Consider the following 24,131-nt stretch of genomic DNA (forward strand, 5'->3'; position numbering starts at 1 on the left):
GTGACTGACCAGGAACCCTCGTCGACCGCGCCCCGTCGGGTCGTCGTCGCCGAAGACGAATCCCTCATCCGCCTCGACATCGTGGAGATCCTCCGCGACAACGGCTTCGAGGTGGTCGGTGAGGCAGGAGACGGCGAGACCGCTGTGGCTCTCGCCACCGAGCTGCGCCCCGATCTCGTCATCATGGACGTCAAGATGCCCCAGCTCGACGGTATCTCGGCGGCCGAGCGCCTGTCGAAGGCCCACATCGCGCCGGTCGTCCTGCTCACGGCCTTCAGCCAGAAGGAACTCGTGGAGCGCGCGAGCGAGGCCGGAGCGCTCGCCTACGTGGTGAAGCCGTTCACTCCGAACGACCTGCTGCCCGCGATCGAGATCGCTCTCTCGCGTTACGCCCAGATCCTCACCCTCGAGGCCGAGGTCGCCGACATGGTCGAGCGTTTCGAGACGCGCAAGCTCGTCGACCGCGCCAAGGGCCTGCTGAACGAGAAGATGGGCCTGACCGAGCCCGAGGCGTTCCGCTGGATCCAGAAGGCATCAATGGACCGCCGCCTCACCATGCACGACGTCGCCCAGGCGATCATCGAGCAGCTGAGCGTCAAGAAGGCGTAGCTCTCGGGCTCAGGGCCACAGGCGGGTGCGCTCCCATCGGGAGCCGCCCGCCTCCGTCGTTCCCGGGTGGTACTCGAGGCGGGTGTGGTTTTGCTCGGGGGCGGTCGAGCCCTGCCAGAACTCGATTCGCTCGGGAAGAACTCGATAGACGGCCCAGTCGCGCTCGAGCGTGGCGGGGGAGCAGCTCACGGCGACGCTGGTCTGCAGCGTGACCAGGCCGAAGTCGTCAGCGCTGCGCATCGGCTTGCTCTGGCGTCCGACGAGGAGCGCCGTTCGCGCAGCGTCGGAGCGGCGGCGGAAGTCGTCGGCCGACTCCTGCGCACTGGCGCGCTCGACGCGGCCCTCCACGCGGACCTGCCGGCCCTGCACCGGCCAGAAGAAGGTCAGCGCGGCGTGCGGGTTCTCCGCCAGGTCGCGCCCCTTTGGGCTGGACGCATGTGTCGAGAAGGCCCAACCAGCCTCGTCGATCTCGCGCAGCACCAACACGCGCGCCGAGACGGTGCCGTCGGCGGCGGCTGTGGACACCGTGGCGCCGTGGGGGAGGCGCTGCCCCGCGTCCTTCGCCTCCTCGAGCCACTGCCCGAAAAGCTCGATCGGATCGGCCGGGGCCGCCTCCGCATCGAACGAGGGCAGCTCGGAGGGCATGGACGGAAGGCTTATGAGGAGTTGGCGAAGGCTCATCCGCCCAGTGTCGCCCTTTGCGCGGGGACGGCCACAGTCGCGCGCTGTCGCTTGACAACGCCGCGCGTTCCGGTGCTACGGTCTCCGCCCGGACGAGGGCGGGAGTCCTCCTCCTGCACAGCCGCTCTGGTGCTCCTCCTGCTCGTTGAATCTTCCCGGGCGGTGCGCGGCTTCACCGCGCCGAGCGTCGTGCTCATCGCCGGCCTGGTACTTCTGGCGTTTGTCCCGCGGGTGGTCCCGCCGTCGGACAGCGGAGGGCTGTCTGGCTGCGGCAGCGCCTGGCACCGCCCTCCGGCGCGCCGGCCGCCTCGCTGTTCACCGCGGGCGTCGTCGCCGTCCTCGGCGTACTTCTCACCCTCCGCTCCCGCGCTAGGGGCTGAGTGTGCTGCGTCACCGGGCGCGGCGGATGATGTTGGTGATCCGGACGGTGGAAAGGCGGTGCCCCTCCTGATCGCGGACGACGATCTCGTGCGTGGCGAGGGTGGAGCCGAGGTGGAGCGCGTCGCAGGTGGCGATCACGAAGCCCGACCGGACGGAGCGGCTGTGGCTCGCGTTCAGCTCGATGCCCATCGCGAGCCGCCCCTCGCCCGCGTGCACGTTCGCCGCGATCGACCCCATCGACTCCGCCAGCACCACATGCGCGCCGCCGTGCAGGATGCCGACCGGCTGCCGGTTGCCCTCGACCGGCATCGAGGCGACCGAGTGCTGCGGCGTGAGCTCGTGCCAGAGGATCCCCATCCGCTCGGCGAGCTCGCCCATGCCGCGGCCGATCTCGGCGACCAGGTCGAGTCCGGGCGGGCGAATCCAGGCGGTCGTGCTGGGGGTCGGCTCGGTCACGTCGCTCCTCGTGCTGGAGCCTCGGAGCGGCCCTGACCGGCGAGCGCGAGCGGGCCGATCCGGTGTCGGAGGCGCTGTGTAGTCTGGCCGTGTGTCAGATCCGGAACAGCCTACCCTCCTGCTCGTCGACGGCCATTCCTTGGCGTTCCGGGCGTTCTACGCTCTCCCGGTCGACAGCTTCCAGACCCGCGAGGGCCAGCACACGAACGCCATCCACGGTTTCCTGTCGATGCTGATCCTGCTGCTGAAGAACGAAAAGCCGACCCACCTCGGCGTCGCGTTCGACATCTCCCGCTACTCGTTCCGCACCCGGGAGTACCCCGAGTACAAGGGCACCCGCGGTGAGACCCCGCCCGAATTCAAGGGCCAGGTCCCCCTTTTGGAGGAGGCTCTGCACGCGATGAACATCCGCACCGTCTCGAAGGAGGATTTCGAGGCCGATGACATCCTCGCCACCCTCGCTCGCCAGGGCGCCGAGGCCGGCTTCCGGGTGCTGGTTGTCTCGGGCGACCGCGACACCATCCAACTGGTGACGCCCGAGGTCACCCTGCTCTACCCCTCCACCCAGGGCGTCTCCCAGCTCACGCGGTACGACCGCGACAAGGTGTTCGAGAAGTACGGCGTCGAGCCGCACCAGTACCCCGAGATCGCGGCTCTCGTCGGTGAGACCAGCGACAACCTGCCCGGAGTCGACAAAGTCGGCCCCAAGACGGCCGCCAAGTGGGTCACTCAGTACGGCACGGTGGCCGACATCATCGCCCACGCCGACGAGATCAAGGGCGTCGTCGGCGAGAAGCTCCGCGAGCAGAAGGAGAACGCACTCCGCAACCGCCGCCTCAACCGCCTGGTGACCGACGTCGAGCTGCCGCTCGGTCCGCACGACCTCACCCGGCGGCCGATTGATCCGGACGCGGTCCGCGAGATCTTCAGCCGCCTCGAGTTCAAGACGCTCCAGGAGCGGGTACTGACGATCGCCGCGGAGGAGGGCGTCGACGGCGCCGCCGCAGCCCTGGCGGGCGATGTGGTCACGACCTCAGCCCCCGCCGTCCGCACCCTGGTCGACGAGGAGCTCGCGCACTGGCTCGATCGCGTCTCGGCGCAGGGCACCGCGCCCGTCGCCGTTCAGGTGCAGCTCGGAGCCGGCGGGCTGGAGGGCGTCGGCCTCGCCGTCGAGAAGGAGACGGCGTTCGTGCCCTGGGCCGCTGAGCGGCCCGACTACACCGCGCTCGAAAAATGGCTGGCCGGCCGCGCGCCCAAGTACTTCGCCGACGCCAAGCCCCAGATCAAGGCGCTGCGCCGCGCCGGCCTCCCCGTCGCGGGACTGGAGTTCGACACCCGCGTCGCCTCCTGGCTCCTGCAGCCCACCGGCCACCCGGCGACCCTTGCCGCCCAGGTCGCGCAGCACCTCGACGAGACAATGGCGCAGGGAGACCCGAACCAGCTCGTCCCCACCGTCGAGCCGATGGGCCCGGCGACCGAGGCCTGGTACGCCTATCGGCTCGTCGAGCCGCTCCGCGAGCGTCTGGGCGAGGGAATGCTGTCGGTGCTCGTCGACATCGAGCTGCCGATCGTGCAGGTGCTGGCGACGATGGAGCTCGCCGGTGTCGCGATCGACGCCGAGGTACTCGCGCGCCTCCGGGGCGAGCTGACCACCTCGGCCGCCGACCTCGCGAGCCGCGCCTTCGCCGAGATCGGACACGAGATGAACCTCGGCTCGCCGAAGCAGCTGCAGCAGGTCCTCTTCGAGGAACTCGACATGCCGCGCACCCGGGCGACGAAGACGGGCTACACGACCGACGCATCCGCCCTGGCCGACCTCCAGGAGTCGCATCCGCACCCGTTCCTCGGGCTACTGCTCGAGCACCGCGACGCGACCAAGCTCAAGCAGATCATTGAGACCCTCGAGAAGTCGGTCACCGTCGACGGCCGGATCCACACGAGCTACGACCAGACCGGCACCGCCACCGGCCGCATTTCCTCGAACGATCCGAACCTGCAGAATATCCCCGTCCGCAGCGAGGTCGGTCGCCGCATCCGCACCGCCTTCGTGCACGGAGCGGAGGCGAGCACGCTGCTCACCGCCGACTACTCGCAGATCGAGATGCGGATCATGGCGCACCTCTCCGGCGACGCGGGGCTGATCGAGGCCTTCCACTCCGGCGAAGACCTGCACCGGTTTGTCGGCTCGCGGATCTTCGGTGTCGAGCCGGGCGAGGTCACCTCCGCGATGCGCAACAAGGTGAAGGCGATGTCCTACGGTCTCGCCTACGGCCTGAGCGCCTTCGGCTTGTCCAAGCAGCTTCGGATCTCGAGCGCCGAGGCCAAGCAGCTGATGACCGACTACTTCGTCCGCTTCGGCGCCGTGCGGGACTACCTCCGCAGCGTCGTCGAGCAGGCCCGCGAGACGGGCTACACCGAGACGATCTTCGGGCGCCGCCGCCCGTTCCCCGACCTGCAGAGCGCCAACCGCGTGCTCCGCGACAACGCCGAGCGCGCAGCGCTGAACTCGCCCATCCAGGGCTCGGCCGCCGACATCATGAAGCGCGCGATGATCGGCGTGCAGGCCGACCTCGACGAGCGCGGTCTCGGCTCGCGCATGCTTCTCCAGGTGCACGATGAGCTGATCTTCGATGTCGCTCCCGGCGAGGAGGAGCCGCTGGAGGCGATCGTCCGCGACCGGATGGCGGGGGCCGCCGATCTGAGCGTGCCGCTCGAGGTGCAGGTGGGCCACGGCGCCGACTGGGACGTCGCGGCGCACTGATCCGGCTGCACGGCCTGGCTAGGCTCGGAGGCATGACCACCGACATTCCCCGCGAACCCACCGCCATCGACGCCGTCGCCGAGCGCTGGGTCGACACGCTCGTCGACCTCGACCCCACCCTCGGCACCGCCATCGGGCGCGCCGAGGCGAACGGCCGTCTGGGTGACTACTCACCGATCGGCCTCGAGCGCGCGCGGGCCGCGACAGCCTCCGCACTCGCCGAGCTGGAGGCAGCCGAGCCCGCCGACGAGGTCGACCGCGTGACCGTCGCCGACCTGGGCGCCGAGCTCCGCCTCGCCCTCGAGGGGTACGATGCGGGCCTGCCACTGCGCGACATCAACGTGATCGCGTCCCCTGCCCAGGGGGTGCGGGACGTCTTCGACCTGATGCCGACCGACGAGGTCGCCGACTGGGACGCGGTCGCCGAGCGGCTGCTGGCCGTGCCGGCCGCCCTCGAGGGCTACGCCGAGACCCTGCGTGCGGGGATCCGTTCCGGAGTGGTTCCTGCTCGTCGGCAGGTCGAGCTCGTCGCAGAGCAGGCCCGCACGATTGCCGCGCCCCGCGGATTCTTCGCCCAGCTGGCTGCCGAGGCCGCTCCCGCCGCCGGCTCGCTGCCCGCCTCGCTCGCGCAGCGGCTCGAGGACGGTGCCCGTCGCGCCTCAGCCGCTTACGGCTTGCTCGCGCAGTTCCTCCGGAGCGAGCTCGCGCCCGCCGCGACCGAGCAGGACGCCGTCGGCCGGGAGCTGTACGCGCTGCACTCGCGCCGCTTCCTCGGGGCCGTCGTCGATCTCGACGAGACCTACGAGTGGGGGATCGAGGAGCTGGCGCGGATGACGGCCGAGCAGGAGGCGATCGCGCGCGAGATCCTGCCCGGCGCCTCCGTCGCCGAGGCGATCACCCACCTCGAGGCCGATCCGTCGCGGACGCTGCACGGTGTCGACGCGCTGCAGGCCTGGATGCAGGAGACCAGCGACCGCTCGGTGCGCGAGCTCGCCGGCACCGCGTTCGATATCCCGGAGGAGGTGCGCCGCCTCGAGTGCCGTATCGCGCCGACCCAGGAGGGCGGCATCTACTACACCGGGCCGAGCGACGACTTCTCGCGCCCGGGCCGGATGTGGTGGTCGGTCCCCGCGGGCGTCACCGAGTTCGCCACCTGGCGCGAGCTGACCACCGTCTACCACGAGGGCGTCCCCGGGCATCACCTGCAGATCGGGCAGGCGGTGCACAACCGCGCCCGGCTGAACACCTGGCGCCGTCAGCTGGCAGGCACGTCCGGTCACGCCGAGGGCTGGGCCCTCTACGCGGAGCGGCTGATGGAGAGCTTGGGCTACCTCGACGATCCGGCCGACCGCCTGGGCATGCTCGACGGCCAGCGGATGCGCGCGGCGCGCGTCGTCCTCGACATCGGGGTGCACCTGCAAAAGCCGATGCCCGGCTCCGGCAGCACCTGGTCCGCGGACTCCGCTCTCGATTTCCTGCGCGCCAACGTGACCATGGACGACGCCTTCGTGCACTTTGAGGTGAACCGCTACCTCGGCTGGCCGGGGCAGGCCCCGTCCTACAAGATCGGTCAGCGGATCTGGGAGCAGCTGCGCGACCAGGCCCAGGCCCGTGAGGGCGCGGGCTTCTCGCTCGCGGCCTTCCACCGGCGAGCGCTCGATCTCGGCGGTGTCGGTCTTGACACGCTCCGCACGAGCCTCGCCGGCTGACCTCAGATTCCGAGCCCGGGACGGGCGCGCCGAGATTGCCGTGCACCCGACCGGGTTGGTAAACTCAGCTGTCACATGTGTGGCGCCGCCGTGCCTGCGGCGCGTGAGGAGGACCGGTTCCCGGTCTGACGAGCGCCGCTTCCGGGCCGGAGGCACATCCCTCATCACCGCAGTGGCCACCACTCCGCCGAGCCGCGAGGCTCGCAGGTGGCCACCGCCCGAGAACCATCCATCCTGGAGCATCCCTTAATGACAACCGCAACGACCGACAAGGCAACCAAGCAGGTCGCGATCAACGACATCGGGTCTGCTGAAGACTTTCTTGCCGCGGTCGAAAAGACTCTGAAGTTCTTCAACGACGGAGACCTCATCGAAGGCACCGTCGTGAAGATCGACCGCGACGAGGTCCTCCTCGACGTTGGTTACAAGACCGAGGGCGTCATCCCCTCGCGCGAACTCTCCATCAAGCACGATGTCGACCCGTCCGAGGTCGTCAACGTGGGCGACAGCGTTGAAGCCCTCGTTCTCCAGAAGGAGGACAAGGAGGGTCGGCTGATCCTCTCGAAGAAGCGTGCACAGTACGAGCGCGCGTGGGGCGACGTCGAAAAGATCAAGGAGTCGGACGGCGTCGTCACCGGCTCGGTCATCGAGGTCGTCAAGGGCGGTCTCATCGTCGACATCGGCCTCCGCGGCTTCCTCCCGGCGTCGCTCATCGAGCTGCGTCGCGTCCGCGACCTCACGCCGTATCTCGGCCAAGAGATTGAGGCGAAGATCCTCGAGCTTGACAAGAACCGCAACAACGTTGTCCTGTCGCGTCGCGCGCTCCTCGAGCAGACGCAGTCCGAGAGCCGCACCACGTTCCTGAACAACCTGCACAAGGGTCAGGTCCGCAAGGGTGTCGTGTCCTCGATCGTCAACTTCGGTGCGTTCGTCGACCTCGGCGGCGTCGACGGTCTCGTCCACGTCTCCGAGCTCTCCTGGAAGCACATCGAGCACGCCTCCGAGGTTGTCGAGGTGGGCCAGGAGGTCACCGTCGAGATCCTCGAGGTCGACCTCGACCGCGAGCGCGTGTCGCTCTCGCTCAAGGCGACGCAGGAGGACCCGTGGCAGGTCTTCGCCCGCACCCACGCGATCGGACAGGTCGCGCCGGGCAAGGTCACGAAGCTCGTCCCGTTCGGTGCGTTCGTTCGCGTCGCGGACGGCATCGAGGGCCTCGTCCACATCTCGGAGCTGTCGGGCAAGCACGTCGAGCTCGCCGAGCAGGTCGTGTCGGTCGGCGAAGAGGTGTTCGTCAAGGTCATCGACATCGACCTCGACCGTCGCCGCATCTCCCTCTCGCTCAAGCAGGCGAACGAGGGCGTCGACCCGGAGGGCACCGAGTTCGACCCGGCGCTCTACGGCATGGCCACGGAATACGACGACCAGGGGAACTACAAGTACCCCGAGGGCTTCGACCCCGAGACCAACGAGTGGCGCGAGGGCTTCGAGTCTCAGCGCGAGGCTTGGGAGCTGGAGTACGCCGCTGCTCAGGCGCGCTGGGAAGCCCACAAGGCTCAGGTCGCCAAGTCGCAGGAGGAGGCGGCCACCGTCTCCGAGGGCGTCTCGGTCGGCGCCGACTTCACCAGCGAGGCGACCACCGGCGGCACTCTCGCCGACGACGAGTCGCTCGCAGCGCTGCGCGAGAAGCTGTCCTCCAACAACTGATCGCGAGCACGTCGCATCGAACGGCCGGTCTCCTCGGGGCCGGCCGTTCGGCGTCTCCGGGGCGACGGCTCGGCTGGGTAGGGTGGCCGGGTGCATCTCCTCGCCCTCACCGGAGGTATCGCCTCGGGCAAGTCCACCGTTGCCCGCCGTCTCGCCGATCACGGAGCCGTGGTCGTCGATGCCGACGTCCTCGCCCGGCAGGTCGTCGAGCCGGGGGAGCCCGCGCTGGCGGCGATCATCGAGCGGTTCGGGCCGGCTGTGATCCGCTCCGACGGCGCGCTCGACCGTGCGGCACTCGGCACGATCATTTTCTCGGACGCGGTGGCGCGCGCCGACCTGAACGCCATCACCCACCCTGCGGTGACCCTCCGTTCGCAGCGCCTCTTCGCTGAGGCGGCCGCGGCGGATCCCGACGTCGTGGTCGTCTACGACGTTCCGCTGCTGGCCGAGGGTCGCGGCGCGCGGGAGTTCGACGAGGTGGTCGTCGTGCACGCACCGCAGCGGACCCGGATCGAGCGGCTGGTCGCGTTGCGGGGGATGACGGAGGAGCAGGCGCGCGCCCGCGTCTCCTCGCAAGCGAGCGACGAGGAGCGCCTGGCTCTCGCCGACGTCGTGATCGACTCCTCCGGAACCCTCGACGAGACGCTCGCCCGAACCGACGCGCTCTGGCAGCACGTAACGCGCTGACCGGGCCGCCCGCCCAGCCGCCGTCCGATTTGCAGGGAGGCGTGCGATTCACAGGTCTTCCGGCGAATGGAGCGCTCTCCTCCGCTTGGGCGTCGTCGCAGAGCACATATCCCCTGCGAATCGAACCGCCGGAATCCCCGACGCTCGCACCCCACGTTCGCCTCCAGCGCAGGACGAGCCCGGTGTCGGTGGTCACGGCTACGCTTCGGATTATGGAGCCAACCCGTGCCGTGCACCCGTTCGAGGTCATCAGCGAATACAAGCCGAGCGGTGATCAGCCCGCCGCCATCGCCGATCTGAGCGCCCGAATCAACGCCGGCGAGACCGATGTCGTGCTGCTCGGCGCCACCGGAACCGGCAAGTCGGCGACGACCGCGTGGCTTGTCGAGGCCGTTCAGCGTCCCACTCTCGTGCTCGCCCACAACAAGACGCTCGCCGCACAGCTGGCCAATGAGTTCCGTGAACTCTTTCCGAACAACGCGGTCGAGTACTTCGTCTCGTATTACGACTACTACCAGCCCGAGGCATACGTCCCGCAAACCGACACCTTCATCGAGAAGGACAGCTCGGTCAATGCCGAGGTCGAGCGCTTGCGGCACTCCACCACCAATTCGCTCCTGAGCCGCCGGGACGTGATCGTCGTCTCCACCGTCTCCTGCATCTACGGCCTCGGCCAGCCGGAGCAGTACCTCGAGGCGATGGTGGCACTCCAGGTGGGCCAGCGCGTGGACCGCGACCGTCTCATCCGCAAGTTCGTCTCGATGCAGTACGCACGGAACGACGTCGATTTCGCCCGCGGGACGTTCCGGGTGCGGGGCGACACGATCGAGATCATCCCCATGTACGAGGAACTCGCGATTCGGATCGAGATGTTCGGCGACGAGATCGAGGCGCTGTACACGCTCCATCCGCTCACCGGCGACATTGTTCGCAAGCTCGAGTCCGTCTCGGTATTCCCCGGCTCGCACTACGTCGCCAGCCAGGACGTCATGCATCGAGCGATCGACACCATCCAGCAGGAACTCGAGGTGCGTCTGGCCGATCTCGAGAAGCAGAACAAGCTGCTCGAGGCCCAACGACTGCGCATGCGCACCACCTTTGACCTCGAGATGATGCAGCAGATCGGCTTCTGCTCCGGCATCGAGAACTACTCCCGCCATATCGACGGCCGCGAGTCGGGCGAGGCCCCGCACTGCCTGCTCGACTACTTCCCAGACGACTTCCTCGTCGTGATCGACGAGTCGCACGTCACCGTGCCGCAGATCGGCGCGATGTACGAGGGCGATGCGTCCCGCAAGCGCACGCTGGTCGAGCACGGTTTCCGCCTACCCTCGGCGATGGATAATCGGCCGCTGAAGTGGGAGGAGTTCACGTCCCGCGTCGGCCAGACGGTGTACCTCTCGGCGACTCCAGGCCGCTACGAGATGGGGATCGCCGACGGCATCGTCGAGCAGATCATCCGCCCCACCGGGCTGATCGATCCCGAGATCGTCGTCAAGCCAACCAAGGGCCAGATCGATGACCTGCTCGAGGAGATCACGCGGCGTACTGAGCGCGACGAGCGCGTGCTCGTCACGACGCTGACGAAGCGCATGGCGGAGGAGCTGACCGACTTCCTCACCGAGGCCGGTGTCCGCGTGCGGTACCTGCACTCCGATGTCGACACGCTGCGTCGAGTCGAACTCCTCTCGGAGCTGCGCGCCGGCGTGTACGACGTGCTGGTCGGTATCAATTTGCTGCGCGAGGGCCTCGATCTACCCGAGGTGTCGCTCGTGGCGATCCTCGACGCCGATAAGGAGGGCTTCCTCCGTTCGTCGACATCGCTCATCCAGACCATCGGCCGCGCCGCCCGCAACGTCTCGGGCGAGGTGCACATGTACGCGGACAAGGTGACCGACTCGATGCGGCTCGCGATTGATGAGACCGACCGACGGCGCGAGAAGCAGGTGGCCTATAACCTCGACCACGGCATCGACCCGACGCCGCTGCGCAAGAAGATCGCCGACATCACCGACGCCCTCGCCCGGGAGGGGGCCGATACCGCCAAACTGCTCGCCGGCCGCGACTCCAAAAAGAAGAGTCCCACGCCGAACCTGCGCAGGCAGGGACTGGCAGCCAACGGTGGCAACGACCTCGAGGCGATCATCTCGGACCTCAACGGGCAGATGCTTCAGGCGGCGGGCGAGCTCAAGTTCGAGCTTGCAGCCCGCCTACGCGACGAGGTCCAGGAGCTCAAGCGCGAGCTGCGGCAGATGGAGAAGGCCGGCCACCTGTCGTGATCGAGGGCGCTGATCAGCACAGGGCTGATCAGCACAGGGAGGGACCGGCGGATCAGCGCCCAGCGAACGCCACGGGCGATGTCGGTGGCTCCGCATACACTTTCGGAGTGCCGATCCTGAACGCCGTTACGGACCCCTCCTCCACCCCCTCTCCCTCCTTTCACCGCTTCGTCTCCTCGCTCGACGAGACGACGTCGAAGCTGGTGGTGAGCGGCGCGCGGGTGCACAACCTGCAGAACGTCGACCTCGAGATCCCGCGCGACTCGATGGTGGTGTTCACCGGTCTGTCGGGCTCCGGTAAGTCGTCCCTCGCCTTCGATACGATCTTCGCCGAGGGCCAGCGGCGCTACGTCGAGTCGCTCTCCGCCTATGCTCGCCAGTTCCTCGGACAGGTGGACCGACCGGACGTCGACTTCATCGAGGGCCTCAGTCCCGCCGTCTCGATCGACCAAAAGTCGACGAACCGCAACCCGCGCTCGACCGTCGGCACGATCACCGAGATCTTCGACTACATGCGCCTGCTCTGGGCCCGCATCGGAATCCCGCACTGCCCGATTTGCAGCGAGCGGATCTCGGCGCAGACCGTCCAGCAGATAGCCGACCAGCTGATGGAGCTCGAGTCCGGAACCCGCTACCAAATCCTCAGCCCTGTCGTCTCGCAGAAGAAGGGCGAGTTCGTCGACCTTTTCAGGGAGCTGACTGCGGGTGGGTATTCGCGTGCGATGGTCGACGGGACGCTCATCCAGCTGAGCGAGCCGCCCGTGCTCAAGAAGCAGTACAAGCACGACATCTCGGTCGTCGTCGACCGGCTGGTCGCCGGCCCCGACATCCTCGGACGCCTGACCGACTCGCTCGAGACGGCTCTGCGGCTCACCGACGGCATTGTGCAGATCAACTTCGTCGACGGAGAGGGCGAGGGTGCCTGGACCACCTACTCCGAAAAGCTGTCCTGCCCGAACAACCACCCGATCTCGCTCACCGAGATCGAGCCGCGCACCTTTTCCTTCAACGCGCCGTTCGGAGCCTGCCCCGAGTGCTCGGGCCTCGGCACGCGAATGTCGGTCGATGACGAACTGCTTCTTGGCGACCCCGATCTCAGCATCGCCGAGGGCGTCATCATTCCCTGGACCACTCAGGGCAAGGGCCTGTTCCAGTATTACGAGAAGCTGCTCGACGGTCTGGCGCGCGACCTCGGCTTCGCACTGACCACCCCGTGGAAGCGCCTCAGTACCGAGGTGCAGCAGGCGGTCCTCCACGGCGACAACTTCGAGGTCAAGGTCAAGTGGAAGAATCGCTACGGCCGCGAGATGAGCTACACCTCCGGCTTCGAGGGCGTCGTGCCCTACATCGAGCGTCAATTCGTCCAGGCCGAGACGGACGTGCAGCGCACCCGCTGGGCGGAGTTCCTTCGAGAGGTGCCCTGCCCCGTGTGCAAGGGGTCGCGCCTCAAGCCAGAGGTGCTCGCCGTGCTCGTGCACGGCGCGAGTATCGCCGATGTGGCAGACCTCAGCCTGGGCGACGCCCAGGACTTCATGAGCCGGCTCGAGCTCACCGACCGAGAGGCGCACATCGCCGCGCAGGTGCTCCGCGAGATCCGGGCCCGCATCGACTTCCTCATCGAGGTCGGGTTGAACTACCTCAACCTCTCGCGCGCCGCCGCCTCCCTGTCCGGCGGCGAGGCGCAGCGGATCCGCCTGGCGACCCAGATCGGCTCCGGGCTCACCGGCGTACTCTACGTGCTCGACGAGCCGAGCATCGGTCTGCACCAGCGCGACAACCGCCGCCTGATCGACACGCTCATCAAGCTGCGCGACCTCGGCAACACGCTGATCGTCGTCGAGCACGACGAGGATACGATCCGTACCGCCGACTGGATCGTCGACATCGGCCCGGGTGCCGGGGTCAACGGCGGCAAGGTCGTGCACTCCGGCTCCTACGAGTCCCTACTCCAGAACACCCACTCGCTGACCGGCGACTACGTGTCCGGCCGCAAGGCGATCGAGGTCCCGAAGAAGCGCCGCAAGATCGACCGCAGGCGGATGATCAAGGTCGTCGGCGCGAACGCCAACAATCTGCGCAAGGTCGATGCGGAGTTCCCGCTCGGCACCTTCGTCGCGGTCACCGGAGTCTCTGGATCGGGCAAGAGCACCCTGGTCAACGACATCCTGTACCGCGTGCTCGCCAACCAGCTCAATGGGGCTCGAAAGGTTCCCGGCAAGCACACCCGCGTCACCGGCCTCGAAAACCTCGACAAGGTCGTGCACGTCGACCAGAACCCGATCGGCCGCACGCCGCGCTCGAACCCCGCCACCTACACCGGTGTGTTCGACCGCATCCGCACTCTCTTCGCAGAAACGACGGAGGCGAAGGCTCGCGGCTACCTGCCCGGCCGATTCAGCTTCAACGTCAAAGGCGGACGCTGCGAGGCCTGCTCGGGCGACGGCACCATCAAGATCGAGATGAACTTCCTGCCCGACGTCTACGTCGCGTGCGAGGTCTGCGGGGGAGCGCGCTACAACCGCGACACCCTGACCGTGCACTACAAGGGCAAGAACATCGCCGAGGTGCTCGACATGCCGATCGCCGAGGCCGCCGACTTCTTCGAGCCGATCACCGCGATCCACCGCTTCCTCCGGACGCTGGTCGAGGTGGGCCTTGGCTACGTCCGCCTCGGTCAGAGCGCGACCACGCTCTCCGGCGGCGAGGCGCAGCGCGTGAAACTCGCCACCGAGCTGCAGCGCCGCTCGAACGGCCGCAGCGTCTACGTGCTCGACGAGCCGACCACGGGTCTGCACTTCGAGGATGTCCGTAAGCTCCTGATGGTACTCAACGGTCTGGTCGACAAGGGCAACACAGTCATCACGATCGAGCACAATCTCGACGTGATCAAGTCGGCCGACTGGCTAATCGACATGGGCCCCGAGGGCGGAGCGGGTGGTGGCCAGGTGGTGGCCGTCGGCACGCCCGAGCACGTCGCGAAGGCCGACGGAAGCCACACGGGCCTGTTCCTCGCCGAGATCCTCGGCTGACGCGAGCGAGAAGCATGACGCACACAGTCGACTTCCGGCCGAAGCCGGGCGAGATTCCGACCCTCCCGGGCGTGTATCGCTTCAGGGACGCTCGGGGCCGGGTGCTGTATGTGGGCAAGGCGAAGAACCTCCGTGCGCGGTTGAGCAACTACTTCGCGCCGCTCCCGAGCCTGCACGAGCGCACCCGGCGGATGGTCACCTCGGCCTCCGGGGTCGAATGGACCGTCGTCGGGACCGACGTCGAGGCGCTCCAGCTCGAATTCACCTGGATCAACGAATTCGACCCGCCGTTCAACGTCAAGTTCCGCGACGATAAGTCGTACCCCTACATGGCGGTGACGCTCGGCGACGAGGCGCCGCGAGTGATGGTCACGCGCAACGCGAAAATTCGGAAGGCCCGCTACTTCGGGCCCTACCCAAAGATCTGGGCGATCCACGAGACGATCGACCTGATGATCAAGGCGTTCCCGATCAGAACCTGCAACGACTCCACCTACAAGCGCGCGATGCAGAGCGGGAAACCCTGCTTCGCGTCACAGATCGGACGCTGCGGCGGGCCGTGCTCGCACCGGGTCACCTTCGCCGAGCACCGCGAGATGGTCGACCGATTTGTCGCCTTCATGGGCAGCCACGACCGGCGGATGATCGGCGAACTCGAGAAAGAGATGCGCGAGGCCGCCGGCGCGATGCAGTACGAGCGGGCGGGTAAATTGCGCGACCAGGCCGCGGCCCTCGACGCGGTGCTGGCCAAGAGCGCGGTCGTACTCAGGGACACCGTCGATGTCGACCTCTATGCGATCGTGCACGACGAACTCGCCGCCTCCGTGCAGCAGTTCCGCGTCCGCGGTGGCCGCATTCGTGGTGAGCGCGGTTGGGTCGTCGACAAAGAGCTCGACATGAGTACGGCGGAGCTCGTCGACACGGCTCTCCAGGCCGCGTACGAGACCGGCGACATCCCGCCCCGGGAGGTCGTCGTGCCGGAGCTGCCGGAGGACACCGAGGCGCTCGAGGAGTGGCTCAGCGGTCTGCGCGGCACGAACGTCCGCCTCCGCGCGGCTCAGCGCGGTGACAAGGCGGCCCTGCTCGAGACGGCGACGCAGAACGCGAAGCACTCGCTGATGCTCTACAAGACCCGCCGCTCCGCGGATTTCACCGCCCGCACCCAGGCGCTCGAGGACATCCGCGACGCCCTGGGCATGAGCGAGGCACCGCTGCGGATGGAGTGCTACGACGTCTCTCACCTCAGCGGCACCAACATCGTCGCCTCTCTGGTGGTGTTCGAGGACGGGCTCGCTCGCAAGGACCAGTACCGGCGCTTCTCCATCGCCGAGTCGACCGATGACACGGAATCGCTGCATCAGGTGCTCACCCGGCGCCTCGCCTATCTGCGCGAGCCGGTCGAGCCCGCGGCGGTCGACCCCGAGACGGGTGAGACCAAGCGGCGCAAGTTCTCCTACCCGCCGCAGTTGCTCATCGTCGATGGCGGTCAGCCCCAGGTCGCGGCGGCGCAGCGCGCGCTGGACGAGTCGGGAGTGACGGGTATCACCCTCTGCGGGATCGCCAAGCGGCTCGAGGAGATCTGGCTGCCCGACTCCGACTTCCCCGTGATCCTGCCGCGCAACAGTGACGCCCTCTTCCTCTTCCAGCGGATTCGCGACGAGGCTCACCGCTTCGCCATCACGCACCAGCGGACGCGACGCAAGCGCGACATCTCGTCGCAGCTCGCCGAGGTGCCCGGGCTCGGCGCCACGCGCGTGCACGAGCTGCTCAAGCACTTCGGCTCCGTCACACGGCTCCGCGACGCGGGCGAGACCGAGATCGCCGAGGTCACCGGCATTGGCCCGACCCTGGCGGGCGCGATCCATGCGCACCTGCATCCGGACGGGGCCGCCGTCGGGGGCACGCCCTAGGCTGGAGGCCCGCCCTCCGGGGGAGGGCGACCGGTGCCTTGCACCCAGGACACGAGCAGACACGAGCACGGAGAGCGCATGAGCACGGAGAGCGAACAGCAGGACGTGCTGATCGTCACGGGGATGTCCGGAGCGGGCCGATCCACGGCCGCGAATGCGCTGGAGGACCTCGGCTGGTACGTCGTCGACAATCTGCCGCCGCAGATGCTGCGGCCTCTCGTCGACCTCGCCCAGCGTGCGGGGGACACTCTGCCGAAGATCGCCGCCGTGGTCGATGTCCGCGGACGCGACTTCTTCGAGGACCTGGGCGACATCGTTCGTGAGCTGCGCGCTGGAGTTGACCTGCGGGTCGTGTTCCTGGAGGCGACCGATGCCGCGCTGGTCCGTCGCTTCGAGCAGGTGCGTCGGCCGCACCCGTTGCAGGGTCGGGGTACTCTCCTGGACGGCATCTCGGCCGAGCGCACCCGCCTCGCGCAGCTTCGTGAGTCGGCCGATATCGTCATCGACACCTCGGATCTCAACATCCATCAGCTCGCCACCAGCATTACCGAACGCTTCGCCGAGGCCGGTCGTGCGGGTCTGCAGGTCACGGTGATGAGCTTCGGCTTCAAGTACGGACTGCCGACCGACGCCGACATGGTGGCCGACGCGCGGTTCCTGCCGAACCCGTACTGGATCCCGGAGCTGCGTCCGCACACGGGTCTCGACGAAGAAGTGAGAGACTACGTGCTGGCCCAGCAGGGCGCAGAGGAGTTCATCGACTCCTACTCCCGGGCTCTGCGCCCCGTGCTCGACGGCTACCAGCGCGAGAACAAGCGCCATGCGACCATCGCCATCGGCTGCACGGGAGGCAAGCACCGCTCCGTCGCGGTCGCCGGCCGTGTCGCGGCCCGGCTGGCCGAGCTGCCGGGTGTCGCCGTCAACGTGGCGCACCGCGACCTCGGCCGAGAATGATCCCCGCGCGCTCCGCCGCGCACCCGACGTAAGGAAGACTCCGTGGCCCTCACCGCAGACGTCAAGGGCGAACTGGTCGCGATCGTCCCGCGCAAGAACACCGTTCGTGCCGCCGAACTGGCGACCATCCTCCGCTTCTGCGGCGGACTGCACATCATCTCCCACCGCCTCGCGGTCGAGGTCGAACTCGACTCCGCCCCGCTCGCCACTCGCGTGCGCCGCGACCTCGCCGAGCTCTACGGCGTCCGCAGCGAGGGCAGCATCGTCTCGGCCGGCGGCTCGCGCCGGACCACGAGCTGGCTCGTGCGTGTCGTCGAGGGTGGCGACACGCTCGCCCGACAGACCGGTCTGCTCGACCAGCGCGGCCGCCCCGTCCGTGGCCTGCCGAACCGCCTGACCACCGGCTCCCGCGAGGAACTCGCCGCCCTGTGGCGCGGCGCCTTCCTCGCGCAGGGCTCCCTGACCGACCCTGGCCGTTCCGCCGCGCTCGAGGTCGTCTGTCCGGGCAACGAAGCGGCGATGGCGATCGTCGGAGCGGCGGGACGCCTCGGCGTCCAGGCCAAGTCCCGCGAGGTCCGCGGCGTGCACCGCGTCATCATCCGCGATGGCGAGAGCATTAGCGCGATGCTCACCCTGATGGGGGCGACCGCGACCGTTGCAAGCTGGGAGGAGCTGCGCCAGCGCCGCGAGGTCCGTGCGACCGCGAACCGGCTCGTCAACTTCGACGACGCCAATCTGCGCCGCTCCGCCCAGGCCGCCGTCGCCGCGTGCGCGCGAGTGGACCGCGCGATGGAGATCCTTGGCGATGACATTCCCGAGCATCTCCGCTATGCCGGGCGCCTGCGCCTGGCCCACCGCGATGCGAGCCTGGACGAGCTCGGCCATCACGCCGATCCGCCGATGACCAAGGACGCCGTGGCCGGTCGAATCCGCCGACTGCTCGCGATGGCCGACAAGCGTGCTTCGGACCTCGACATTCCCGGTACCGACGCGAACCTTCCCGCCGAACTGCAGGACCTGTAGAGCCGGCGACCGGGCCCGCGCAACAAGGCGAACGCTGAGTGTCCCCTGGTCGAACAGCGCAAGCCCTCCGAACGTCACAGGGGCCCCTCGCTAGACTGATCGGGTCGCTCAGGACACTCCCGGCCCTCTTCCTCCGCCTCGCGGAGGACGCCGAGACGTCGGCGGGTCGCACGGGAGCGACGACCACGAACAGGAGATCGCACATGGCTGATTACACGCTCGCCGAACTGCCCTACGACTACTCGGCCCTCGAGCCGAACATCAGTGGGCGGATCATGGAGCTCCACCACGACAAGCACCACGCGACGTACGTGACCGGGGCGAACACCGCCCTTGCCGCGCTGCAGGAGGCTCGCGACAGCGAGAACCTTGCGAACGTGAACAAGCTCCAGAAGGACCTCGCCTTCAACCTCGCCGGTCACGTGAACCACACCGTGTTCTGGAACAACCTTTCGCCGGACGGCGGCGACAAGCCGGTCGGCGAGCTCGGCGCGGCGATCGACGACAACTTCGGCTCGTTCGACAAGTTCCGCGCGCACTTCGCCGCATCGGCCCTCGGCATCCAGGGCTCCGGCTGGTCGATCCTCGCCTGGGACTCGCTCGGCGAGAAGCTCATCATCGAGCAGCTGTACGACCACCAGGGCAACCTCGCCGCGGCGACCGTGCCGGTCCTCCTGCTCGACATGTGGGAGCACGCCTTCTACCTCGACTACGTCAACGTGAAGGCCGACTACGTCAAGGCTTTCTGGAACATTGTGAACTGGGCCGACGTGTCCGCGCGCTTCGACAAGGCCCGCGAGCGGACTTCGGGTCTGCTGCTACTGTCGTAGCGATCTCGGCGTCCCGGGCCCCGCGCCCGGGATGCCTCGCTCGCCGGCTTCCACCCCTCCACTGCACCGTTGAGGTGCCTGTCCTCATCAGGAGATATCTGTGTCCGTCAAGATCGGCATCAACGGCTTCGGCCGTATCGGCCGTAACTTCTTCCGCGCGGCCCTCGCCAAGGGCAGCGACCTCGAGATCGTCGCGGTCAACGACCTCACCGACAACAAGGCCCTCGCGCACCTCCTGAAGTACGACTCCATCACGGGCCGCCTCGACGCGACCGTCGAGCTCGACGGCGATCGCATCGTCGTCAACGGCAAGCCGATCATCGTCCTCGAGGAGCGCGACCCCGCGAACCTGCCCTGGGGCGAGCTGGGAGTCGACGTCGTCATCGAGTCGACCGGCCGCTTCACCAAGTCGGAGGATGCGCGCAAGCACATCGCCGCGGGCGCCAAGAAGGTCATCGTCTCCGCTCCCGCCACCGGCAGTGACGTCGCGACCCTGGTTCTCGGCGTCAACGAGAACACCTACGACCCGGCGACGCACGACATCATCTCGAACGCGTCCTGCACCACGAACTGCCTCGCGCCGCTCGCCAAGGTGTTGCTCGACAACTTCGGTATCGAACGCGGCCTGATGACCACGGTCCACGCGTACACCGCCGACCAGAACCTGCAGGACGGCCCGCACAGCGACTTGCGTCGCGCGCGCGCCGCCGCGGTCAACATCATCCCGACCTCGACGGGTGCCGCCAAGGCCCTCGGCCTGGTCATCCCGGAACTCGTCGGCAAGCTCGACGGCTACGCCCTGCGCGTCCCGGTCCCGACCGGCTCGATCACCGACCTCACCGTCGAGCTGACCACGCCCGCCACCGTCGAGGAGATCAATGCGGCGTACAAGGCGGCCTCCGAGGGCGACCTCAAGGGCATCCTCAAGTACACCGAGGACCCGATCGTCTCGAGCGACATCGTGACCGACCCGCACTCCTCGATCTTCGACTCGGGCCTCACCAAGGTCATCGGCAGCCAGGTCAAGGTCGCCTCCTGGTACGACAACGAGTGGGGCTACTCCAACCGCCTCGTCGATGTCGCCGAGTTCGTCGCCGGCAAGCTCTAAGGGCTGCGCGCAGTGACGTTCCGCACTCTGGACTCACTGGGCTCCCTCGCAGGCAAGCGCGTCGTCGTGCGCTGCGATCTGAACGTCCCCCTGAAGGACGGAACGATCACGGACGACGGCCGCGTGCGTGCGTCGGTGCCCACGCTCCAGCGTCTGGTCGCCGAGGGGGCCCGAGTCGTGGTCGTGAGCCACCTCGGGCGCCCCGAGGGGAGGCCCGAGGCGAAGTACAGCCTCGCTCCCGTCGCCGCCCGCCTCGGCGAGCTGCTCGATGCTCCGGTGTCCTTCGCGGCGGACACGGTCGGCGAATCGGCGTCAGCGGCTGTCGACGCACTCGAGGACGGCCAGGTCGTCGTCCTCGAGAACCTGCGGTTCAACCCCGGCGAGACGAGCAAGGATGAGGCCGAGCGCCGCGCCTTCGCCGAGAAGCTCGCCGCCTACGGCGACGCTTTCGTCTCCGACGGCTTCGGAGTCGTCCACCGCAAGCAGGCCAGCGTCTACGAGCTCGCGCAGTTGCTCCCCAGCGCCGCTGGCACGCTGATCGCGGCCGAGTCGGAGGTATTGGAGCGTCTGACGGAGAAGCCCGAGCGCCCCTATGCTGTCGTCCTCGGCGGCTCGAAGGTGTCGGACAAGCTCGGTGTGATCGAGCACCTGCTGCCCAAGGTCGACTCGATCCTCATCGGTGGCGGGATGCTCTTCACCTTCCTCAAGGCCCAGGGTCACGAGGTCGGCGCGAGTCTGCTCGAGGCGGACCAGATCGACACTGTGCTCGGCTACCTCGCGAAGGCGAAGGAGCTCGGGGTCGAGATCGTGCTACCCACCGATGTCGTCGTGGCCTCGACGTTCGGCCCCGACGCCGAGCACGAGATCACTGCGGCCGATGCGATCGAGGGCACCCCGTTCGGTGAGAAGGGCCTCGGCCTCGACATCGGACCGGACACCGCGAAGCGCTTCGCCGAGATCATCGCGGCGTCCAAGACGGTGTTCTGGAACGGCCCGATGGGCGTCTTCGAGCTCGAGCCGTTCGCGGCCGGCACGAAGGCCGTCGCGCAGGCGCTGACTGAGGTCGACGGGCTCAGCGTTGTCGGAGGAGGCGATTCCGCCGCCGCCGTGCGCGCGCTCGGCTTCCGGGACGACCAGTTCGGCCACATCTCGACGGGAGGCGGAGCGAGCCTTGAATTCCTCGAGGGCAAGCGCCTCCCCGGACTGGAGGTCCTCGGATGGTAGACAGCACTGCCCGCACCCCGCTCATCGCCGGCAACTGGAAGATGAACCTGGACCACCTCCAGGCCATCGCCTTCGTTCAGAAGCTCGCGTGGAGCCTCAAAGACGCCGACCACGACTTCGACGGCGTCGAAGTCGCGGTGTTCCCGCCGTTCACCGACCTCCGGCCGGTGCAGATCCTCGTCGACTCGGACAAGCTGCCGCTCAAGTACGGTGCGCAGGACGTCTCGAGGTTCGACAGCGGTGCCTACACCGGTGAGATCTCGGGCCAGTTCTTGAAGCAGCTCGACTGCGACTACGTGATTGTCGGCCACTCCGAGCGGCGCACGCTCCACGGTGAGACGGATGCGGACATCGCGGCCAAGTCGGCCGCGGCGCTCAAGCACGGCGTCACCCCGATCCTCTGCGTCGGCGAGACCGCGGAGGACCTCGAGAAGCACGGCCCCTCGGCCGTGCCGGTCGCGCAGCTGAAGGAGGCTCTCGCGGGCCTCCCCGCGGACGCGGACCTCGTCGTCGCCTACGAGCCGGTCTGGGCCATTGGCTCCGGCCAGGCTGCGACGCCCCAGCAGGCCCAGCAGGTCTGCAAGGCCCTGCGCGGAGTGGTCGCCGACATCCTTGGCGCCGACACTGCCGCGAAGACTCGCATTCTCTACGGCGGCTCTGTGAAGTCCGGCAACATTGCCGGCTTCATGCGCGAGCCCGACATTGACGGTGCGCTCGTCGGAGGCGCCAGCCTTCAGGTCGACGAGTTCGCCGCGATCGCACGATTCCGGAACCACGTCGGGGTCTGAACTGGTGCGAGGAAAGGGCGGGCCCCTCGGGCCCGCCCTTTCCTCGTCCACGCCGCTTCCTGCGCGGCGTGGCGCGGTCGGCCCGGTCGCGTGGTGCGCTCCTGAGAGCGGATCACGTTCGGCTACGAGGATCCGCTGGAACGCGGATCACCGGTTCGCCTTGCACGGCTGCGAACGGGTCCTCGAGGAGAAAGCTTGAAGATCCTCTCGGTGATCCGGACCGGGTGGAGGGGGTGGCCTCGTCGCGGGGCCTGGCCGGGCCTGGCGGGCGCTCCGCAGGGGCGCGGGAGGGCACCGCGACGGGGGCCAGCCTCTCCACCCCCTCGAGGACTGCGGAGAAGACCCGCCCGTATACCTCGGCCCGAACACGGGACGACGCATTCCTCGGGGATTCGCAGGCGCCGTTATACTCGTCGGGGCGCGCAAGGCGCAAGAACTTCGAAAGGTACCGCGTGGACATCCTCCAGGTCGTGCTCCAGGTCATCCTGGGCATCACGAGCCTCCTGCTCACCATGCTGATCCTGCTCCACAAGGGGCGCGGCGGCGGTCTGTCCGACATGTTCGGGGGCGGAGTCACCTCCAACCTCGGCGCCTCGGGTGTCGCCGAGCGCAACCTGAACCGCATCACCGTGGTCCTCGGCCTCATCTGGCTGGCCTGCATCGTGGTGCTCGGCCTCATCACCAAGTTCACCACCGGAGCATAGGGGTACTCGCAATGGCATCAGGCGGCAGTGCAATCCGCGGTTCGCGCGTCGGCGCGGGACCGATGGGCGAGCAGGACCGGGGCTTCCACGCGGAACGCGTCGCGGTCTCCTACTGGGACGCTCTCGGCAACGAGACGGTGCGCCACTTCTCGGCGGCGCTCCCCGATGACGAGATCCCGGAGGTGATCGACTCCCCGCAGTCCGGTCTCCCGGCAGGCCGCGACCAGGCGAACCCGCCCCAGGTCGCGAAGGCCGAGCCGTACAAGACTCACCTCGCCTATGTGAAAGAGCGCCGCACGGAGGCCGAGGCGGCGCAGCTCCTCGAGGAGGCGCTGCAGCAGTTGCGCGCCCGCCGAGGAACCGCCACTCCCTCCTGATCCTCACGGACAGCAGAATGCCGGAAGGCCCCCTCGGGGACGGGCCCTCCGGCACCGGGGATCCAAGCCTCAGTAGCTCGGGGCGATGAGTGACTCCGGGACCTCGGCCGCAGCCTCCTGGTCGACGAAAAAGACCGTACGTTTGCGCCCGAACGCACCCGAGGCGGGGACTTCGTTCGTATTGGCACCCGCGAGTGCGAGTCCGAGAGCCGACGCCTTATCGGCGCCGGCGAGGACCATCCAGATGCGGTCCGACTGGTTGATCAGCGGCAGCGTGAGCGTCAGGCGCTCGGGCGGCGGCTTGGGGGAGTTGCGAACCGCGAGCACCCCAGGAGTTCTCGAGCGGATCGCGGAGCGCTCGGGGAAGAGCGAAGCGATGTGCCCGTCCGGTCCGACACCGAGGAAGGTGATGTCGAATCGCGGGTATTCGCGGCCCTCGGAGGCGTACTCCCTCAGCTGGGCATCGTAGGCAGCGGCGGCCCCGTCGAGGTCCATGCCTTCGTCCGATGCCGGATACGAATGCACATTCGCGGCAGGTACGTCGAGGACGCGGAACAGATCGCGGGCCTGGACGTCGTTGCGGTCCTCGTGACCGCGCGGCACCCAGCGCTCGTCGCCCCACCAGAAGTGCACACGGGACCAGTCAACGTTCCCGGCGGCGGAGGAGGAGGCGATCTCCGCGAGCGTCGCGGCCCCCATGCTCCCTCCGGTGAGCACTACGTTCGCCGACCCCAGGTCGTCGAGGACGTCGATCGTCTTGGTCAGGAACCGTGCGGCGACCGAGCCGGCGAGGGTCTGCTTGTCGCGGTGGACCAGCACGCGGCGTTCGGTGGTCATCGGGGGTCTCCTTCGGGTTCGGGAGCCGACCGGCGGGGTTCGGCTCCGGTGTCGGGACGCTCTGAGGCAGGGCACCCGAG

19 protein-coding genes are annotated in these 24,131 nt (G+C 68.3%); 16 read left to right on the forward strand and 3 right to left on the reverse strand.

Going from position 1 to position 24,131, the window contains the following annotated elements; genetic code table 11:
• The gene (locus C1O28_RS05580; protein WP_097166028.1) at window positions 1-609 is read left to right on the forward strand and encodes an ANTAR domain-containing response regulator; all 609 of its coding nucleotides are present in this window, start codon (window positions 1-3) and stop codon (window positions 607-609) included.
• Window positions 610-618: 9 nt separating this feature from the next.
• Here the strand turns inward: C1O28_RS05580 and C1O28_RS05585 are convergent, their stop codons facing one another.
• Together C1O28_RS05585 and C1O28_RS05590 are read right to left on the reverse strand one after the other, a co-directional pair.
• A complete protein-coding gene (locus C1O28_RS05585; RefSeq protein WP_160487499.1) occupies window positions 619-1,254 on the reverse strand; it encodes a pyridoxine/pyridoxamine 5'-phosphate oxidase in 636 nt (211 codons plus the stop codon).
• A gap of 426 nt (window positions 1,255-1,680) precedes the next feature.
• Complete coding sequence (locus C1O28_RS05590; RefSeq protein WP_419866643.1) at window positions 1,681-2,127, reverse strand: PaaI family thioesterase; 447 nt, start codon at window positions 2,125-2,127, stop codon at window positions 1,681-1,683.
• A gap of 91 nt (window positions 2,128-2,218) precedes the next feature.
• Here C1O28_RS05590 and polA point away from each other — a divergent pair, with 91 nt between their 5' ends.
• From polA to C1O28_RS05665, 15 genes are all read left to right on the forward strand, one after another.
• A complete protein-coding gene (gene polA / locus C1O28_RS05595) occupies window positions 2,219-4,888 on the forward strand; it encodes a DNA polymerase I (RefSeq protein ID WP_097166026.1) in 2,670 nt (889 codons plus the stop codon).
• A gap of 32 nt (window positions 4,889-4,920) precedes the next feature.
• The gene (locus tag C1O28_RS05600) at window positions 4,921-6,597 is read left to right on the forward strand and encodes a DUF885 domain-containing protein (RefSeq protein WP_097166025.1); all 1,677 of its coding nucleotides are present in this window, start codon (window positions 4,921-4,923) and stop codon (window positions 6,595-6,597) included.
• Between the two features lie 249 nt (window positions 6,598-6,846).
• On the forward strand, window positions 6,847-8,301 hold the full coding sequence (rpsA, locus tag C1O28_RS05605) for a 30S ribosomal protein S1 (RefSeq protein WP_097166024.1): 1,455 nt from the start codon (window positions 6,847-6,849) through the stop codon (window positions 8,299-8,301).
• 90 nt (window positions 8,302-8,391) lie between these two features.
• Window positions 8,392-8,988: a dephospho-CoA kinase gene (gene coaE, locus C1O28_RS05610; RefSeq protein ID WP_097166023.1), complete on the forward strand. Its 597-nt coding sequence runs from the start codon at window positions 8,392-8,394 to the stop codon at window positions 8,986-8,988.
• Between the two features lie 212 nt (window positions 8,989-9,200).
• Window positions 9,201-11,267, forward strand: coding sequence for an excinuclease ABC subunit UvrB (gene uvrB / locus C1O28_RS05615; protein WP_097166022.1), 2,067 nt, complete (start codon window positions 9,201-9,203; stop codon window positions 11,265-11,267).
• Between the two features lie 203 nt (window positions 11,268-11,470).
• Entirely contained in the window at window positions 11,471-14,296 is a 2,826-nt protein-coding gene (gene uvrA / locus C1O28_RS05620) for an excinuclease ABC subunit UvrA (protein WP_243392038.1), read from the forward strand.
• Window positions 14,297-14,310: 14 nt separating this feature from the next.
• On the forward strand, window positions 14,311-16,206 hold the full coding sequence (gene uvrC / locus C1O28_RS05625) for an excinuclease ABC subunit UvrC (RefSeq protein WP_097166021.1): 1,896 nt from the start codon (window positions 14,311-14,313) through the stop codon (window positions 16,204-16,206).
• 78 nt (window positions 16,207-16,284) lie between these two features.
• On the forward strand, window positions 16,285-17,160 hold the full coding sequence (gene rapZ / locus C1O28_RS05630) for an RNase adapter RapZ (protein ID WP_097166020.1): 876 nt from the start codon (window positions 16,285-16,287) through the stop codon (window positions 17,158-17,160).
• A 42-nt stretch (window positions 17,161-17,202) separates the two neighbouring features.
• Window positions 17,203-18,183 carry a DNA-binding protein WhiA gene (gene whiA, locus C1O28_RS05635; RefSeq protein WP_097166019.1) on the forward strand — a complete coding sequence of 327 codons (981 nt, stop codon included), beginning with the start codon at window positions 17,203-17,205 and terminating at the stop codon, window positions 18,181-18,183.
• Window positions 18,184-18,386: 203 nt separating this feature from the next.
• A complete protein-coding gene (locus C1O28_RS05640) occupies window positions 18,387-19,013 on the forward strand; it encodes a superoxide dismutase (RefSeq protein ID WP_097166018.1) in 627 nt (208 codons plus the stop codon).
• Window positions 19,014-19,113: 100 nt separating this feature from the next.
• Complete coding sequence (gene gap, locus C1O28_RS05645) at window positions 19,114-20,121, forward strand: type I glyceraldehyde-3-phosphate dehydrogenase (protein WP_097166017.1); 1,008 nt, start codon at window positions 19,114-19,116, stop codon at window positions 20,119-20,121.
• A 12-nt stretch (window positions 20,122-20,133) separates the two neighbouring features.
• Complete coding sequence (locus C1O28_RS05650) at window positions 20,134-21,345, forward strand: phosphoglycerate kinase (RefSeq protein WP_097166016.1); 1,212 nt, start codon at window positions 20,134-20,136, stop codon at window positions 21,343-21,345.
• Entirely contained in the window at window positions 21,339-22,133 is a 795-nt protein-coding gene (gene tpiA, locus C1O28_RS05655) for a triose-phosphate isomerase (protein WP_097166015.1), read from the forward strand. Before C1O28_RS05650 ends, tpiA begins: the two co-directional genes overlap by 7 nt.
• Window positions 22,134-22,585: 452 nt before the next feature.
• A complete protein-coding gene (gene secG, locus C1O28_RS05660) occupies window positions 22,586-22,837 on the forward strand; it encodes a preprotein translocase subunit SecG (RefSeq protein WP_097166014.1) in 252 nt (83 codons plus the stop codon).
• 11 nt (window positions 22,838-22,848) lie between these two features.
• Entirely contained in the window at window positions 22,849-23,214 is a 366-nt protein-coding gene (locus tag C1O28_RS05665) for an RNA polymerase-binding protein RbpA (protein ID WP_097166013.1), read from the forward strand.
• 69 nt (window positions 23,215-23,283) lie between these two features.
• Here C1O28_RS05665 and pgl read toward each other — a convergent pair whose 3' ends face one another.
• A complete protein-coding gene (pgl, locus tag C1O28_RS05670) occupies window positions 23,284-24,051 on the reverse strand; it encodes a 6-phosphogluconolactonase (protein ID WP_097166012.1) in 768 nt (255 codons plus the stop codon).
• Between the last annotated feature and the right edge of the window lie 80 nt (window positions 24,052-24,131).

It is taken from the genome of Rathayibacter rathayi, from assembly GCF_004011095.1.
Taxonomy (GTDB): domain Bacteria; phylum Actinomycetota; class Actinomycetes; order Actinomycetales; family Microbacteriaceae; genus Rathayibacter; species Rathayibacter rathayi.

What these genes read in the sequence shown, in the direction of transcription:
- C1O28_RS05585 (WP_160487499.1), bottom strand. Translation starts at nt 1,254, where the DNA reads ATGCCCTCCGAGCTGCCCTCGTTCGATGCGGAGGCGGCCCCGGCCGAT.
- C1O28_RS05600 (WP_097166025.1), top strand. Translation starts at nt 4,921, where the DNA reads ATGACCACCGACATTCCCCGCGAACCCACCGCCATCGACGCCGTCGCC.
- rpsA (WP_097166024.1), top strand. Translation starts at nt 6,847, where the DNA reads ATGACAACCGCAACGACCGACAAGGCAACCAAGCAGGTCGCGATCAAC.
- uvrB (WP_097166022.1), top strand. Translation starts at nt 9,201, where the DNA reads ATGGAGCCAACCCGTGCCGTGCACCCGTTCGAGGTCATCAGCGAATAC.
- uvrC (WP_097166021.1), top strand. Translation starts at nt 14,311, where the DNA reads ATGACGCACACAGTCGACTTCCGGCCGAAGCCGGGCGAGATTCCGACC.
- rapZ (WP_097166020.1), top strand. Translation starts at nt 16,285, where the DNA reads ATGAGCACGGAGAGCGAACAGCAGGACGTGCTGATCGTCACGGGGATG.
- C1O28_RS05640 (WP_097166018.1), top strand. Translation starts at nt 18,387, where the DNA reads ATGGCTGATTACACGCTCGCCGAACTGCCCTACGACTACTCGGCCCTC.
- tpiA (WP_097166015.1), top strand. Translation starts at nt 21,339, where the DNA reads ATGGTAGACAGCACTGCCCGCACCCCGCTCATCGCCGGCAACTGGAAG.
- C1O28_RS05665 (WP_097166013.1), top strand. Translation starts at nt 22,849, where the DNA reads ATGGCATCAGGCGGCAGTGCAATCCGCGGTTCGCGCGTCGGCGCGGGA.
- pgl (WP_097166012.1), bottom strand. Translation starts at nt 24,051, where the DNA reads ATGACCACCGAACGCCGCGTGCTGGTCCACCGCGACAAGCAGACCCTC.